The sequence below is a fragment of the Streptomyces sp. NPDC030165 genome, assembly GCF_055573595.1.
This window is the reverse complement of record NZ_JBVIBD010000019.1, coordinates 51,720-66,655: the sequence shown is the minus strand read 5'-3', so window position 1 is coordinate 66,655 and position 14,936 is coordinate 51,720. Positions and strand designations below refer to the sequence as shown.

The 14,936-nt window shown below is 73.4% G+C and carries 12 protein-coding genes; 4 read left to right on the top strand and 8 right to left on the bottom strand.

All coding sequences use genetic code 11. The features are described from left to right. Positions 1-35: 35 nt before the first annotated feature. From ACZ4Z1_RS30415 to ACZ4Z1_RS30395, 5 genes are all read right to left on the bottom strand, one after another. Positions 36-1,025 (bottom strand): malate dehydrogenase, encoded by a 990-nt coding sequence (locus ACZ4Z1_RS30415; protein ID WP_468489856.1) that lies wholly within the window; start codon positions 1,023-1,025, stop codon positions 36-38. Positions 1,026-1,451: 426 nt separating this feature from the next. Further along, positions 1,452-2,843, bottom strand: coding sequence for a helix-turn-helix domain-containing protein (locus ACZ4Z1_RS30410; protein ID WP_468489855.1), 1,392 nt, complete (start codon positions 2,841-2,843; stop codon positions 1,452-1,454). A 395-nt stretch (positions 2,844-3,238) separates the two neighbouring features. Then, positions 3,239-4,459, bottom strand: a complete 1,221-nt coding sequence (locus ACZ4Z1_RS30405) for an NADP-dependent isocitrate dehydrogenase (protein ID WP_468489854.1) — start codon at positions 4,457-4,459, stop codon at positions 3,239-3,241. Positions 4,460-4,767: 308 nt separating this feature from the next. Next, positions 4,768-5,196, bottom strand: a complete 429-nt coding sequence (locus ACZ4Z1_RS30400; RefSeq protein ID WP_468489853.1) for a DUF3017 domain-containing protein — start codon at positions 5,194-5,196, stop codon at positions 4,768-4,770. Positions 5,197-5,246: 50 nt separating this feature from the next. Beyond that, on the bottom strand, positions 5,247-6,101 hold the full coding sequence (locus ACZ4Z1_RS30395; protein ID WP_468489852.1) for a bifunctional methylenetetrahydrofolate dehydrogenase/methenyltetrahydrofolate cyclohydrolase: 855 nt from the start codon (positions 6,099-6,101) through the stop codon (positions 5,247-5,249). Between the two features lie 290 nt (positions 6,102-6,391). On the opposite strand from ACZ4Z1_RS30395, the gene ACZ4Z1_RS30390 reads away from it, so the two are divergent. Both ACZ4Z1_RS30390 and ACZ4Z1_RS30385 read left to right on the top strand, forming a co-directional pair. Continuing rightward, entirely contained in the window at positions 6,392-7,198 is an 807-nt protein-coding gene (locus ACZ4Z1_RS30390) for an RDD family protein (protein ID WP_468489851.1), read from the top strand. A 165-nt stretch (positions 7,199-7,363) separates the two neighbouring features. Continuing rightward, positions 7,364-7,966, top strand: coding sequence for a hypothetical protein (locus tag ACZ4Z1_RS30385; protein WP_468489850.1), 603 nt, complete (start codon positions 7,364-7,366; stop codon positions 7,964-7,966). Between the two features lie 96 nt (positions 7,967-8,062). On the opposite strand, the gene purH is transcribed toward ACZ4Z1_RS30385, so the two are convergent. Continuing rightward, positions 8,063-9,622, bottom strand: a complete 1,560-nt coding sequence (gene purH / locus ACZ4Z1_RS30380) for a bifunctional phosphoribosylaminoimidazolecarboxamide formyltransferase/IMP cyclohydrolase (protein WP_468489849.1) — start codon at positions 9,620-9,622, stop codon at positions 8,063-8,065. Further along, entirely contained in the window at positions 9,619-10,281 is a 663-nt protein-coding gene (gene purN, locus ACZ4Z1_RS30375) for a phosphoribosylglycinamide formyltransferase (protein ID WP_468489848.1), read from the bottom strand. Before purN ends, purH begins: the two co-directional genes overlap by 4 nt. Before the next feature lie 264 nt (positions 10,282-10,545). Here purN and ACZ4Z1_RS30370 point away from each other — a divergent pair, with 264 nt between their 5' ends. Beyond that, the gene (locus ACZ4Z1_RS30370; RefSeq protein WP_468489847.1) at positions 10,546-11,589 is read left to right on the top strand and encodes a hypothetical protein; all 1,044 of its coding nucleotides are present in this window, start codon (positions 10,546-10,548) and stop codon (positions 11,587-11,589) included. A gap of 63 nt (positions 11,590-11,652) precedes the next feature. Here ACZ4Z1_RS30370 and ACZ4Z1_RS30365 read toward each other — a convergent pair whose 3' ends face one another. Beyond that, a complete protein-coding gene (locus tag ACZ4Z1_RS30365; protein ID WP_468489846.1) occupies positions 11,653-13,641 on the bottom strand; it encodes a cell division protein PerM in 1,989 nt (662 codons plus the stop codon). A 261-nt stretch (positions 13,642-13,902) separates the two neighbouring features. On the opposite strand from ACZ4Z1_RS30365, the gene ACZ4Z1_RS30360 reads away from it, so the two are divergent. Then, entirely contained in the window at positions 13,903-14,832 is a 930-nt protein-coding gene (locus ACZ4Z1_RS30360) for a SigE family RNA polymerase sigma factor (protein ID WP_468489845.1), read from the top strand. The last annotated feature ends 104 nt before the right edge of the window (positions 14,833-14,936 follow it).

Sequence of the window (14,936 nt, the reverse complement as noted above, 5' to 3'; positions counted from 1 at the left end):
CGGGGCGCGTCAGCGGGCGCGCTTCCTCCCGGGCGTCAGAGGAGACCGAGACCGCGCACGGCCTCGCGCTCCTCCGCCAGCTCCTGGACGGACGCGTCGATGCGCTCGCGCGAGAAGTCGTTGATCTCCAGGCCCTGGACGATCTCGTACGAGCCGTCCTTGGTGGTGACCGGGAAGGAGGAGATCAGGCCCTCCGGGACGCCGTAGGAACCGTCCGAGGGGATGCCCATGGAGGTCCAGTCGCCGTCCGCGGTGCCGTTGACCCAGGTGTGCACGTGGTCGATGGCGGCGTTGGCGGCGGAGGCGGCCGAGGAGGCGCCCCGGGCCTCGATGATCGCGGCGCCGCGCTTGGCGACGGTCGGGATGAAGGTGTCGGCCAGCCACGCCTGGTCGCCCACGGCCTCGGCGGCGTTCTTGCCGGCGACCTCGGCGTGGAAGATGTCCGGGTACTGGGTCGCGGAGTGGTTGCCCCAGATCGTCAGCTTCTTGATGTCCGAGACCTGCGCGCCGGTCTTCTGCGCGAGCTGCGAGATGGCGCGGTTGTGGTCCAGGCGGGTCATCGCGGTGAAGCGCTCGGCCGGTACGTCCGGGGCGGCGGCCTGGGCGATCAGGGCGTTGGTGTTGGCGGGGTTGCCGACGACCAGGACCTTGATGTCGTCCGCGGCGTGGTCGTTGATGGCCTTGCCCTGCGGCTTGAAGATGCCGCCGTTGGCCTCCAGCAGGTCGCCGCGCTCCATGCCCTTGGTACGGGGGCGGGCGCCGACGAGCAGGGCCACGTTCGCGCCCTCGAAGGCCACGTTCGGGTCGTCGGAGATGTCGATGCCGCGCAGCAGCGGGAAGGCGCAGTCGTCGAGCTCCATGGCGGTGCCCTCGGCGGCCTTCAGCCCCTGGGGGATCTCCAGGAGGCGCAGCTTGACCGGCACGTCCGCGCCGAGCAGATGACCGGAGGCGATGCGGAAGAGGAGTGCGTAACCGATCTGGCCGGCCGCGCCGGTGACGGTGACATTGACGGGAGTGCGGGTCATGGCGATCTCCTGCGCGCTGTTTTCTGGGGGCGAGCCCCCGTACCGCGTAGGTGGCGGTGGGAACCCCTGCCCATTTACCGAGATCTCTTGGTGTCGAGAGACCCGGCCGTCAGGCTATCGGACCGCCGCACCGCACGGCCCCCGGGCCGGTGTGGAACGCCTCACCGGCCCGCCCACGACGCTCCGGCGGGCCCCCGCGGGTGCGCGGCGGGCGGCCGCCCGCTCAAGGAGGGGGGAGCGCGGACGGCCGCCGGTGGTGCCGCACCCGTGGGGGGTCATCCATGCCCCTGCCCCGGGTCCGCGCGGGCAATCCTCCTGCCGCGTGGGCGGTTCCCTTGCCGTACGACCGTCCCGCAACGGCCGGTATGCGGCGTACGTCCGGGTTGCTCCGGCGGTCGGCGGCACCGTACGGCCGCCCGGATCACCTCACCCGGCGTTCCGTCCCGAGCCGGCCGGTACCGGCTTCGCGCAGCCCTTCACGCCCGCCGCGGTCGTCCCACACGCGGCGACCTTCGCCGGGTCCCCGGGCACCGGCACCATCGCGGTGTACGCGTCACCGTCCTGCCCGGCGGCCGCCTTCTCGGTGCGGCCCCCCGAACTGATCGACGCCTCGTCACCCGGCGCGGCCCCGGTGACCCGGGCCCAAGCGGCCCCGCACACCTTGCTGTAGCGCACCTCTATCAGGGCGCTCCCGGCGAACCCCCGGGACGGGCTGGAGGCGTTCCGGCCGCCGCACCCCATCGCCTCGGGGTCCTTGCCCGCGCAGTCGGCCCCGGAGCACTTCACCCCCGCCGGCAGCACCGGCTTCTTGCTCGGGGACGCCGACGGCACGGGCGCCGCCTGCTTCCCGTCCTTGCCGCCGATGCCGAGCAGCAGCACCGCGGCGGCGATCACCAACAGCGCGCCGACGACGCCCGCCAGGAACATCGTGACGCGACGGCGGCGGAGCTGCCGGTCGGTGTCGTCCGGTCCCGCGGGCGGTACGGGCCGCTCCGGGGGGTGTGCCGCGCCGGAGCCCGCCGCGCGGTTGCCGGCGTCCTGCCGCGGCACGTCGTACGCGGGCGCCTCGTAACGGGGCGGCGGGACCGCGGGCGCGGCGTCCGGGTAGCCCGCCAGGCGGGGCCAGGACGCCTTGCCCGGCCGGCCGGCGTCGCCGCCCCGGTCACCGGCGGCGGGTTTCAGCGGCGTGGTGTCCGGTGACGTGGGCGGTGGTGCCGGGGCCGCCGGCGGCGCGGCGAGGCCGGGGAAGTCCGCGGCGGACGGCAGGTCGTCACCGCGCTGCGGAGCCGCGGGCGCGGGGGCGGCGGCCTGTGCGGGGCCGTCCGGCCCCTCGGTCCGGTCCTTCCGGTCCCCCCGGTCCTTCCGGTCTCCCCCGCCCCCCTTCTCCTCCCGCTCGCCGGCTTCCCCCCTGCCCTTTTCCCTGGGCTTCTCCTTGGGCTTCTCCTTGGTGCGGGACTTCGCCTTGCCCGGCGCCGGGCCGAACTCCCCGAGCGCGGCCCGCGCCTGGGCCACCCGGATCGCCTCCATGGTGACGTCGTGCCGCATCTCCGATCGGCTCCAGGCGCGTTCGGCCAGCTCCCACATCGTGGTGAGGTGTCCGGTGTGCGTACCGGTCGCCTCGGCCAGCGCGATCACGGCGCGCTGCGGCGGCAGCAGCCGCCCGTTGAGGTAGCGCTCCCACGAGGTCTTGCTGTAACCGGTCCGGTCCGCGACGGCGGCGACGCTCAGGCCGCTGCGCTCCACGAGTCTGCGCAGCTGACTGGCGAACTCCTTGACCTGCGGATCGAGTTCTTCCGGTAGCGCCCTCCAGCGAGGCATTGCCTCCCCCTAACCCCCCGTATGCGCCTGGTTGCGCCTGTCGAGTTCTTGCGTTCCGCTCCTTCGCCGGGGCGCGACCCCCGCAGCCCGCCCCGGTGGTTACCCAAAGAGATGCTCAGAGCCAGGATGCCAGTTCCCATCTCCGGGGCGCACGGGAGCGTTCGGGCGACGGACATGCGGGCGTGCGCGCCCGTACACTTCTGCTCTCCCGCGCCGGGCGGGCCGGGAAGGCGGGACCGGGAGCGGGACAAAAAGGGGACGTGGCGGCCGCGTTGGCGGGCGGAGCCTGCCGTCCGGCGGCGATCGCGGGACATCTTCGGGACGTTGCCGTACGGCGCCGCAGGCTTCCGGCCACGGCGGGCGCGATCTCACCCGCCGCGCCCGCCCGGGCCGCTTCAGGCCTCGGCCATCTTCTTCTGCAGCCCGATGTCGAGCGCGTCGAGGAACTCTTCGGTGGTCAGGTACGGCTGGTTCTCCGAGATGAGCCGCGCCAGGTCCTTCGTCATCCGGCCGCCCTCGACCGTCTCCACGCAGACCCGCTCCAGCGTCCGGGCGAACCGGGTGACTTCGGGGGTGCCGTCCAGGTCGCCGCGGTGGGCCAGGCCGCGGGTCCAGGCGTGGACGGAGGCGATCGGGTTGGTGGAGGTGGACTTCCCCTGCTGGTGGTGGCGGTAGTGCCGGGTCACCGTGCCATGCGCGGCCTCGGCCGCGACGGTCCGGCCGTCGGCGGACGTCAGGACCGAGGTCATCAGGCCGAGCGAGCCGAAGCCCTGCGCCACGACGGCGGACTGCACGTCCCCGTCGTGGTTCTTGCAGGCCCAGACGTAGCCGCCCGGCCGCTTGAGTGCCGCGGCGGCCATGTCGTCGATCAGCCGGTGCTCGTAGGCCAGGCCGCGGGCGTCGAAGCCGGCCTTGAACTCGGCGTCGAAGACCTCCTGGAAGAGGTCCTTGAACCGGCCGTCGTACTTCTTGAGGACGGTGTTCTTGGTGGACAGGTACACCGGGTACGAGCGGGCCAGGGCGTAGCGGAAGCAGGCGCGCGCGAAGTCGCGGACCGACGCGTCGTGGTGGTACATGGCGAGCGCGACGCCGGGGCCCGTGAAGTCGTGGACCTCCAGCTCGACCTGGTCGCCGCCGTCCCGGGGCGTGTAGGTCAGGGTGAGGGTGCCGGGGCCAGGGACCTTCAGGTCGGTGGCGCGGTCCTGGTCGCCGAAGGCGGGCCGGCCGACGACGACCGGCTCGGTCCAGCCCGGTACGGGCCGGGGCACGTTCTTCATGATGATCGGCTCGCGGAAGATCGCGCCGCCGAGGATGTCGCGGAGGGTGCCGTCGGGCGAGCGGTACATCGCCTTCAGGCCGAACTCCTCGACCCGTGCCTCGTCCGGGGTGATGGTGGCGCACTTGACGCCCACGCCGTGCTGTCCGATCGCGTGGGCGGCGTCGACGGTGACCTGGTCGCCGGTGGTGTCGCGGTGCTCGATGCCCAGGTCGAAGTGGAGCAAGTCGATGTCGAGGTGGGGAAGGATCAGCTTGTCCCTGATGGAGGACCAGATGATGCGGGCCATCTCGTCGCCGTCGAGTTCGACGACGGGCTGGGCAACCTTGATCTTGGCCATGGGGCGGGGCGTCCCTCTCGCGCTACGACTGGGGCGGCGAGGCCGGCGGCGTCCCGGACACGTCGATGTGCCTCGGCCGCCAAGTTACTCGGCGGCGGGACGCGTCGGCCGCCCCTGAGGGCGCGCGCGGGCGCACATCACGCGAATGGCGTGGAAGAGCTGCGTAGGGCCCCGTACGAACGGGGCGGGGAGGGTCCGGAGCGCGGCGGCCCTCCCCCGTACGGCCCGGGCCCGTACCGCTCGCACGGCCCCGGCCCGTACCTCTTGCGCCCCCAGCCCCTACCTCCCGTACGGGCCGGCCGGTCCGGTCACCAGACCGTGAAGTGCACCAGGTCGTCCAGGAACGGGATCTTCAGCCACGGCTTGGGCTGCGCCATCAGCGCCAGCAGGACGATGGCCAGGCCCAGCCCGCCGTAGGTCGCCATGTCCGTGAAGCGGGACCGTACGGCCAGCATGCCGACCTTCGGCAGCACCCGGCGCAGCACCGCCCCGGCCAACAGGGACAGTCCGATCAGGAGCGTCCCGATCCGGAAGCCGTCCAGGGCGACGATGAACAGCCCGAGGGCCACGCCGCCCATGACGGCCAGCAGCGGCCACTGCCGGGCGGGCGGGGCGGCGCTGCCGGGAGCGGTACGGCCGCCGCCCTCCGGACGCGCGGTGTCGGTGGTGATCCGCGGGAAGCGGCGCGAGGTCCGCTGCGGCTCGGAGGCGCCTTCCGCGTGCGCTTCGGCACTCATGGGTGGCTGTCCCTTTCCGTGTCCGTTCCGGTGCTGCGGGAGGTGCGGGCTCAGCCCGCGGCGCGCTCGGCTGCCTCGACGACGTTGACCAGCAGCTGGGCGCGGGTCATCGGGCCGACGCCGCCCGGGTTCGGGGAGATCCAGCCGGCCACCTCGGCGACGCCGGGGTGCACATCGCCGACGATCTTGCCGTTCTCGTCCCGGCTGACACCGACGTCCAGCACGGCCGCGCCCGGCTTGACGTCCTCGGGCTTGATGATGTGCGGCACACCCGCGGCGGCCACGACGATGTCGGCCTGCTTGAGCTGCGCGGCCAGGTCGCGGGTGCCGGTGTGGCACTGGGTGACGGTGGCGTTCTCCGACTTGCGGGTCAGCAGCAGCGGGATCGAGCGCCCGACGGTGATGCCGCGGCCGACCACGACCACGTGCGCCCCGTTGATCACCACGCCGTGGTGGCGCAGCAGCTGGATGATGCCGTACGGGGTGCAGGGCAGCGGCCCTTCGATGCCCAGCACGAGGCGGCCCAGGCTCACCGGGTGCAGGCCGTCGGCGTCCTTGGCCGGGTCCATCAGCTCCAGGACACGGTGGGTGTCGATGCCCTTGGGGAGCGGCAGTTGGACGATGTAGCCGGTGCAGGCCGGGTCCTCGTTCAGCTCCCGTACGACGGCCTCGATCTCCTCCTGCGTGGCGGTGTCCGGCAGTTCCTTCTGGATGGAGGCGATGCCGACCTGGGCGCAGTCACGGTGCTTGCCGTTGACGTACCAGCGGCTTCCCGGGTCGTCACCGACCAGGAGGGTGCCGAGTCCGGGCGTGACGCCCCGGGCCTTCAGTGCCTCCACGCGGACGGCGAGTTCGGACTTGATCGCGGCGGCGGTGGCCTTGCCATCGAGAATCTGGGCGCTCATACCCCCATCCTCCCGGATGAAGCCACTCCCGTTCCAATCAGGGCGGGCTATCGGGGCGCGCTATGGCCGCCGGCAAGAGCGATGACCGGAGATGACCGAAATGCAATTGCGGAATCGATCATTGCACTTGCACAACACCTGCCCCCCTTGACTGGACAAGAATATTGCGCAACTAGAAAGATTGCCGTTCAGTGCCGCAGGCATCATCGGGGGGCGGGCCACTGTTCCAAGCTTTCCTCCGAGTACGCCCTGTCGTCCCCCACTGAAACAACAACGGAGGAAACCAGCCAATGAGCTTTGGCGACCCGAACAACCCCTACGGCCAGCCTCAGGGGCAGCCCGGCCCGTACGGCCAGCAGCCGCAGGCGCCGTACGGCCAGCCGCCCCAGGCGCCGCAGGCCCAGCCGGGGTACGGCTACCCGCAGCAGGCACAGCCCCAGCCGGGCTACGGCTACCCGCAGCAGGCCCCGCCGCAGCCGCAGGCCCCGTACGGCCAGCCGCCGCAGGTGCCCCAGCAGCAGGCGTACGGCTACCCGCAGCAGGGCGCCCCGTACGGCCAGCAGCCCGGAATGCCGGGCATGGGCGGGCCGGTGGCCTTCGCGAGCTGGGGCGCGCGGGTGGGTGCGGCGCTGCTCGACGGGCTGATCTTCGGCCTGCTCCCGACGATCCTGTACGTCGTCGGAATGATCGTGGCCGCCGCCAATACGAGCGTCTCGATCCCGGACACGTCGTACTGCGGCACCGACTACCAGTGCATCCAGAACGCTTACGACAACGCCAACGACTCGGTCGGCACCCCCGCCTTCGCGATCATCCTCATCGCGCTCGGTGCTCTGTTCGCCCTCGCCGGCTGGATCTTCATGGTCGCCAAGGAAGGCTCCACCGGCCAGACCCCGGGCAAGAAGGCCCTGGGCATCCGCGTCGTGCGCGAGGCGACCGGGCAGCCGCTCGGCTTCGGCCTGGCCTTCGGCCGCAAGATCTGCCACGTGGTGGACGGTCCGCTGTGCGGCCTCGGCTACTGGTGGCCGCTGTGGGACGAGAAGTCCCAGACCTTCGCTGACAAGATCGTCAGCACGGTGGTCATCCGTACTCAGTAGGCCTGCGTACGGCAGCTCATCCGGCCCCGGGCCCCCTCGCGCAAAATGGCGCGAGGGGGCCTTCGCCGCCCCGTAGGCTCTTACCGATCTCTTACATCACCCGGGACCGCCGGAACCGTGCAGCACCGGCTGACACCAGGTCACACCGCTCGAAGGACACCGCTCGTGAGCTACCCGAACCAGCCCAACCCCTACGGGCCGCCGCAGGGCCAGCCCCAGGGCCCGCCGCCGCCCCAGTACGGCTACCCGCAGCAGCAGCCGATGCAGCCGGTACAGCCGCAGCAGTACGCGCCGTTCCCCGCCCAGCCCATGGGCCCCGGCGGGATGCCCGGCATACCCGCGCCGCACCAGATGCCCAGCAGCACCAAGGCCGCCCGGGTCATGCTCTTCATCCTGGCCGCGACGGGCGTCCTCGGCATCATCGGGGTGACCGTGGCCCTGAACCAGGTGAGCAGCGCCTCGGCGAACTACAACGGTCTCGGCGGGGACACCGCGAGCATGTTCGCCGTCGGCAAGGGCGCGCTGATCGTCGTCATGATCCTCCAGGCGGCCTACGCGGCGATCGCGCTGGTGCTGGGACTCCAGTACGCCAAGGGCGGCAACGGCATCCGCGTCGGCAGCATCATCTTCGGGTCCGTATCGGTGCTGTGCAGCATTCCGTTCGCCCTCGGCCTCTACGGCATCCCGAACTTCGTGCTGTCGATCCTCGTCATCGTCTTCGCGGCGAAGCAGGAGAGCCAGGCGTGGTTCATGCGTCCCCGGTACTGAGGGGCCGCATCCGAGGCCCGGCAGTCAGGCACGCGAAAAGGCCCGCCCCCCGCACACGCCGCGGGAGACGGGCCTTTCGGCTGCGTGAGCCCGGACTCAGTGGAAGAAGTGCCGGGTCCCGGTCAGGTACATCGTCACGCCCGCGGCCTTCGCCGCCTCGATCACCTGCTCGTCACGGACCGAACCGCCGGGCTGCGCGACCGCCTTGACGCCCGCCTCCAGCAGCACCTCCAGGCCGTCCGGGAACGGGAAGAACGCGTCGGAGGCCGCGTAGGAGCCGCGCGCCCGCTCCTCGCCGGCCCGCTGCACGGCCAGCTTCGCCGAGTCCACGCGGTTGACCTGTCCCATGCCGACGCCGACCGTGGCGCCGTCCTTGGCGAGCAGGATCGCGTTGGACTTCACGGCGCGCGACGCCCGCCAGGCGAAGGCCAGTTCCGCCAGCTCGGCTTCGCCCAGCGGCTCGCCGGCCGCCAGCGTCCAGTTGGCCGGGTCGTCGCCCTCGGCCTGGAGGACGTCCTTGACCTGGGCCAGGCCGCCGCCGTCGATGGGCTTGAACTCGGCGGGCGGCTGCGGGCCCTCCGGGCAGCGCAGCACCCGGATGTTCTTCTTACGGGCCAGCACGTCGACCGCGCCGTCCTCGTAGTCCGGGGCGACGATGACCTCGGTGAAGATCTCCGCGACCTGCTCGGCCATCGCCACGGACACCGGGCGGTTCACGGCGATGACGCCGCCGAAGGCGGACAGCGAGTCGCAGGCGTGCGCCTTGCGGTGCGCCTCGGCGACGTCCGTACCGACCGCGATGCCGCACGGGTTGGCGTGCTTGATGATGGCCACGCAGGGCTCGGCGTGGTCGTACGCGGCCCGGCGCGCGGCGTCGGTGTCCGTGTAGTTGTTGTACGACATCTCCTTGCCGTGCAGCTGCTCGGCCTCCGCAAGGCCGCCGCAGCCGCCCGTGTAGAGCGCGGCCGCCTGGTGCGGGTTCTCGCCGTAGCGCAGCACGTTCTTGCGCTCGTACGTGACGCCGAGGAAGCCGGGGAACTCGCCGCCGTCACCCGCGTAGTCACCCGCGAACCAGGAGGCCACCGCCACGTCGTACTCGGCGGTGTGCCGGAACGCCTCGGCCGCCAGCCGCCGGCGCTCCTCCAGTCCGAAGCCGCCGTCCGCGACCGCCTTCAGCACGTCCGCGTAGCGGTCCGGGTTGACGACGACGGCGACCGAGGGGTGGTTCTTGGCGGCGGCGCGCACCATCGAGGGACCGCCGATGTCGATCTGCTCCACGCACGCGTCCGGTTCGGCTCCGGAGGCCACCGTCTCGCTGAACGGGTAGAGGTTGACGACCACCAGGTCGAACGGCTCCACACCCAGCTCGTCGAGCTGCCGCCGGTGGTCCGCCAGCCGCAGGTCGGCGAGGATGCCCGCATGCACCTTCGGGTGCAGCGTCTTGACCCGGCCGTCCAGGCACTCCGGGAAGCCGGTCAGCTCCTCGACCTTGGTCACCGGGACGCCCGCCGCCGCGATCTTCGCGGCCGTCGAGCCGGTCGAGACGAGCCGGACGCCCGCCGCGTGCAGCCCCTGGGCCAGTTCTTCGAGGCCCGTCTTGTCATAGACGCTGACCAGCGCCCGGCGTACGGGCCGCTTCGTTGCTTCGGCGGTCACGGGATCAATACCTTTCGTCCCTCAATGCGGTAGCCGTGCCGGGCCAGCAGCCCCACGACCTCGACGAGCAGCTTGCGCTCGACTTCCTTGATGCGCTCGTGCAGCGCGGATTCGTCGTCCTCGTCCCGGATCTCGACCACGCCCTGGGCGATGACCGGGCCTGTGTCGACGCCGTCGTCGACGAAGTGGACGGTGCACCCGGTGACCTTGGCGCCGTACGCGAGGGCCTCGCGTACGCCGTGGGCACCGGGAAAACTCGGCAGCAGGGCCGGATGCGTGTTGATGATCCGGCCGCCGTGGCGGGCGAGGAACTCCGCGCCCAGGATCTTCATGAAACCGGCCGAGACGACGAGGTCCGGCTCGTACGCGGCGACGGCCTCGGCCAGCGCCCGGTCCCAGGCGGCCCGGTCGGCGTGGTCCCTGACCCGGCACACGAAGACCGGCAGCCCGGCCCGCTCGGCGCGCTCCAGTCCGGCGATGCCGTCGCGGTCGGCGCCGACCGCGACCACCTCGGCCCCGTACGCGGCGGCTCCCCCGGCGGCGACGGCGTCGAGGAGCGCCTGCAGGTTCGTACCGGAACCGGAGACGAGCACGACGACGCGGGCCGGGGAAGCGGCGGGAACGGCGGGATCGGCGGGTGAAGAAGAAGCGGAGGCCACGGCGGGGCTCTTTCTCGCGCGGTGCTGCTGTACGGCGGTGTGCGGTGTTGTGCGGTCGTACAAAACCATGGGTAGCCGAAAACCGGGGAACCCTACGAAGGCGCCGACCGTCAGCAACGATACCGGCACACCGCGCGGCCCCCACGGGACGGGGGCGCACGCGAGAGGTAGCGTCGGGCGTGAGAACGCACGCTGTTCGTGGTATCCGCCCGCCCGGCCCACCCGTCGGACGTACGGACGAGACAAGGGGAAGACACACTCCAGATGCCGGACCGACGCCGCCGCGCGGCCCTCCTCCTCCCTCCCGCAGCCACCGCTGGGAGGTGCCCCCAGCCCGCCACCGCGCCCGGGGCGGTGCTGCTGCGCGAGCGCAAGCCGTCCTCCGACTCCACGGGCGCTCCGGATTCGTCGGGCTCGTCCGGCTCCTCCGGTGCGTCGGGGGCGTCCGACGCCCCGGAGCCCTCGGGCTCCTCGGGGGCCGGGGACTCCGGTGGTCCGGCCAGGGAGCGCGCCCATTCCCACCCCTCGGGCCAGGACGGGCGCGAGGGAGGCGGACAGGACGGGCGGGACCGCGACAACCCGTTCGCGCCGCCGCCCGCCGACGCTCCCGACCAGCCCTGGCAGCCCCGCCGGCACGGGCAGGACCAGGGCGGCGACCAGGACGGTTCCGGCGACCGGCAGCAGCCCTCCTGGGGGAACCAGTGGAGCAGCCGCCAGCCGGGCCGCCAGGGCGGCGGCTTCGGTACGCGGCAGGGCGGCCGCGGCGGCCAGCAGGGGCCGGGCGGCCAGGGCGGCCCCGGAGGCCCCGGCGGGCTGCGCTGGGACCCGACCGACCCCGCACAGCGCCGCGCACGCTATGCGCTGCTCGCCGGCATGTGGGGCTTCTTCTTCGTCCTGTTCAACCTGCCGGAGATCGCGCTGCTGCTGGCGGCCCTCGCCCTGTACTGGGGCATCAGCTCCCTGCGCGCCAAGCCCGCGCGTACGGGCAGCGGCACACGGTCCGGCGGCGCGCGCGCCACGGCCGCCGACGTCTCGGGCCAGGCCCCGTCCCGTACGGACTCCGACGCCGCCGCCACGGGCCGCGCTCCGGCTTCCGCCTCCACCCGCCCGCAGACGACCGCCGCGGTGGCCGGCCTGGTCACCGCCTCGCTGGCCCTGGCCATGGTGGCGGCCACCTTCACCATCCAGCTCGTCTACCGCGACTACTTCACGTGCGTGAACGACGCGCTGACCCGGTCCGCCCAGCACTCCTGCGAAAAGCTGCTGCCCGAGCAGCTGCGGCCGCTCCTCAGCGCTCAGCAGGAGTGATCAGGCAACTCGCGAACGCCCTCCGTCTCAGCCGCCGCCCTCAGGGCCGGCGGCTGAGGTGTTTCAGGAGGCCGAGGGACTGCCGGGGGCTTCCTCGTGGGGTGGCGCGGCGGGTTCGAAGTCGGTCATCAGGCCGCCGGAGGAGGCCCGCAGCGCCGACCAGCGGGCCCGTCGGGTGCTGGCGTCGTGCCAGGGGGCAGGCGGGGCTGTGCGGGGCGTGGGCGGAGATGTGTGGGGGCTCGGGGGCGGGCTCGGGGTTGTGTACGGGCCGGCGCGGTGGCGGCCAGGCAGGGCAGGACGCCGGAGGGGTTTCCGGAAGGGGTTCCGGAGGGGACGGGCGGTCGTACGCCGGTGCGATCGCCGTGGGGGACGGGTCGTCGTACGCCGTCGGAACCGGCGTCGGGCACGGCCGGCCGTACGCCGCAGCGCCGTCCAGCAGAAGCGGCACGCGGCCCACGTCCACCGACCAGTGGCACGGAGGACCACCAGGGTGAGCCGTTTCACACCGCGCCACAGCCGCTTGCGGAGCTTCTCGCGCGGCTTCCGCACGGGCTTCGGCGGACGCGGCACACCACGCAGCCACCAGGCGCGCGCTACGAGAGCGCCCGGAACGCCGATGAGCACCGTCCAGGCCAGCGCCGCCAGCCCCGTCTGCCACCAGCTGGGCCCGAAGCCGGCCAGTGCCGCGCTGCCCAGCGCACCACCCGCCAGTCCGGCGAGCAGCGCCGACAGCACCGCGCAGCCGAGCGCCGCGAGCCCGGCGGCCGCGGCCGTCTCGCGCCAGCCGGTCCACTCCGCGCCGGCCGCCGGTGCGGCGTCCGACGGCGGTGCGGCGTCCGACGGCGGTTCGGCGTCCGACGGCGGTGCCGCAGGCGTGGCGTCTGTTCCGGTACCGGGCCCGGCCCCCGACCCGGCCCCGGTCCGGATGCCGGCGCGTGAGGCGGCCGCGTACGCCTTCGCGGGCAGCGCGGCGTACCGGGCCAGCGTCACCCCGACGGCAAGCGGCACGGCGGCGGTCAGCCAGTACAGCGGCCCGGTGCCACCCGCCTCCGGGACCATGCCGAAGAGCGGGAAGGGCGGCAGGTCCGGGTGCCCGGTGGCGGCGAGCGGGCCCACCGTGCTGCCGGCGCCGAGCGTGAAGCCGGGGCCGAGCCCGTATGCCAGGCCCCACACGACGGCGTTCGGCAGCAGTACGAGGCTGAGCAGCAGCACGGTGCACCGGCCCGCCCAGTCGTGGGTGAGGGCGAGGAACTCGGACCTGACCGCGGGCGCGTGCCAGCCGAGCGCGAGGAGCACCAGCAGCGCACCGCACAGCAGCAGCACCAGGACGGCCGCGGCGCCGGCGCGCACAGCGACGGCCGGCCGGCGGCCCTCCAGGGAGGCCCGCAGCCCCTCCGGAAGCCGGTCTAGGGCCCGCTCGACCGGGTCGGGCAGCGGGACGAAGGCGGCCGGGCCGAGACTGCGCCACGCCGCCACGGCCAGGGTGACGACGGCGACCGCCGGTACGTACAGCAGGGCGCTGAGCGGTTCGACGTACAGCGGGCCTCCCGAGGCGTACAGCAGGGCGGCGCCCGCGACGGCCAGGTACCCCGCCAGCAGCCAGCCGAGGAGGAGGCGGGGCGTGGGCTCGGGGTCGATGTCCTCGGGGTGGAGGAGGCTGGGGCTGGCGGGCTTCGGGGGGTGGGCGGGCTGCGGAGGGGATTCGAGGATGTGCCGGCCGGACCGGTACAGCAGCCAGAGGGGCAGGGCCATCAGGAGCAACGGCGTCACGGCTACGGGCGACGCGTCGCCGGAGGCCGCCGCGGCCCGTACGAGGTCACTGCCGTGCGCGAGGAACCACAGGTCGGCGGCGAGGTGCAGGGCACGCGACGGTTCGCTGTCCGGGTACGGGGAGGCCACCCAGAGCAGCAGTACCGCGACGGCGAAGGCCCCGAGCCCGAGCCCCGCCGCCAGCACTCCGCCGAGAAAGGCGGTGCCGAGCGCGGAGGACCGCTGGGTGGAGGCCCGGCCGCGCGACGACAACGTCGGGCCGCGGTCGGTCAATTGGCTCACCCCGCCATGCTGCCAACAACACACGTTTTCACCAGGGAGCAGGCAATTGCCGGACGTGTCGCCCAATATATGTTTATGCACCTTTTCATGTCGCCGAGACGCGCCGGACGCCCGGGCCGCACCGGACGCCCCGGCCGCACCGTGCGCCCAGGCCGGTCCGGAAGCACGGGAAGCACGGGCAAGGCTGCCGATACGACGCCGGCGGCAGCTGCCGACACCTCGTCAGGAGGGGCCACGGGCGCCGAGCCTGACGGCACATCAGTGACCGACGAGCCCCCGCGCCTCACCCCCGCAGCCGCCTTCGACGTCCTGTACGCGCGGCTCGCCCCCGACCTCACCCGCCAGGCGATCGTGCTCACCGGCCTTCCCCACCTCTCCCAGGAAGCCGTCGAACGGTCGTTCCAGGCGGCCTGGCAGCGCTGGCCCGAGGTGGCGGTCGATCCCGACCCGGCAGGCCGGGTGCGGGCCATGGTGCACGAGTACGCGCTGTCGCCCTGGCACCGTATGCGCCCCAACCTGCGGTCCGGGCAGCGGCCGACACCCAAGGTGCCCGCCGCACCGCCCGTCACTCCCCCGCAGCGCGCGCTGCGGGACGCCGTACTCAGCCTGCCTACTGCCTACCGGCGGGCACTGCTCCTGCACGACGGACTCGGCCTGGGCCTGAGCGAGACGGCGGCCGAGGTGGAGGCCAGTACGCCCGCGACGGCCGGGCGGCTGCTGCACGCGCGCCGGGCCATCGCCGAGCGGGTGCCGGCGTTCGGCCTGGCGGCCGAGACGCCGGTACGCCAGAGAGAGATCCTGCGCGAACGGCTGGCCGGGCTGGCCGCCGTGCATCCGGTGGCACCGCCGGCCGCCAAGGCCGTACGTGCGGGCGGCGAGCGGACGGTCAGCCGGATGACGCAGGGCGCGTTCGGGCTCACGGCCGTCATCGCGGCGGCGACGGCCTTCACCCTCGTCAACGAGGCGGGCACCCTGCCCGGCCGCCCCGTGGCCGGCCCCCCGGCCGCGTCCGCGTCCCCGACGCCCGGCGCGAAGGCCCAGGGGCCCCGTACGGAGCGCCAGGGTTCCCGTACGGAGCAGGTGCAGTCCGCCCGCGCCCGGCAGGCCGCAGCCGCCGGTCCGGCGCGCCGGAAGGCGGTACGCCCGGTCCGGCCGGACCGGGCGGGGCTGATCGCCCCGGAGGCGCGGTGACCGGGAGGGGGGACGGCGGCTCGCCCCATGCCCCCAGGCACCGTGCACAGGCGCAGACCCCACTCCCTCGGTCGTACGAAAGGCGCGGGCCCCCAGCCCCGTGG

Excerpts from the sequence above, each read along its gene's own strand:
- ACZ4Z1_RS30415 (WP_468489856.1), bottom strand. The coding sequence starts at position 1,025 with ATGACCCGCACTCCCGTCAATGTCACCGTCACCGGCGCGGCCGGCCAG.
- ACZ4Z1_RS30410 (WP_468489855.1), bottom strand. The coding sequence starts at position 2,843 with ATGCCTCGCTGGAGGGCGCTACCGGAAGAACTCGATCCGCAGGTCAAG.
- ACZ4Z1_RS30405 (WP_468489854.1), bottom strand. The coding sequence starts at position 4,459 with ATGGCCAAGATCAAGGTTGCCCAGCCCGTCGTCGAACTCGACGGCGAC.
- ACZ4Z1_RS30400 (WP_468489853.1), bottom strand. The coding sequence starts at position 5,196 with ATGAGTGCCGAAGCGCACGCGGAAGGCGCCTCCGAGCCGCAGCGGACC.
- ACZ4Z1_RS30395 (WP_468489852.1), bottom strand. The coding sequence starts at position 6,101 with ATGAGCGCCCAGATTCTCGATGGCAAGGCCACCGCCGCCGCGATCAAG.
- ACZ4Z1_RS30390 (WP_468489851.1), top strand. The coding sequence starts at position 6,392 with ATGAGCTTTGGCGACCCGAACAACCCCTACGGCCAGCCTCAGGGGCAG.
- ACZ4Z1_RS30370 (WP_468489847.1), top strand. The coding sequence starts at position 10,546 with ATGCCGGACCGACGCCGCCGCGCGGCCCTCCTCCTCCCTCCCGCAGCC.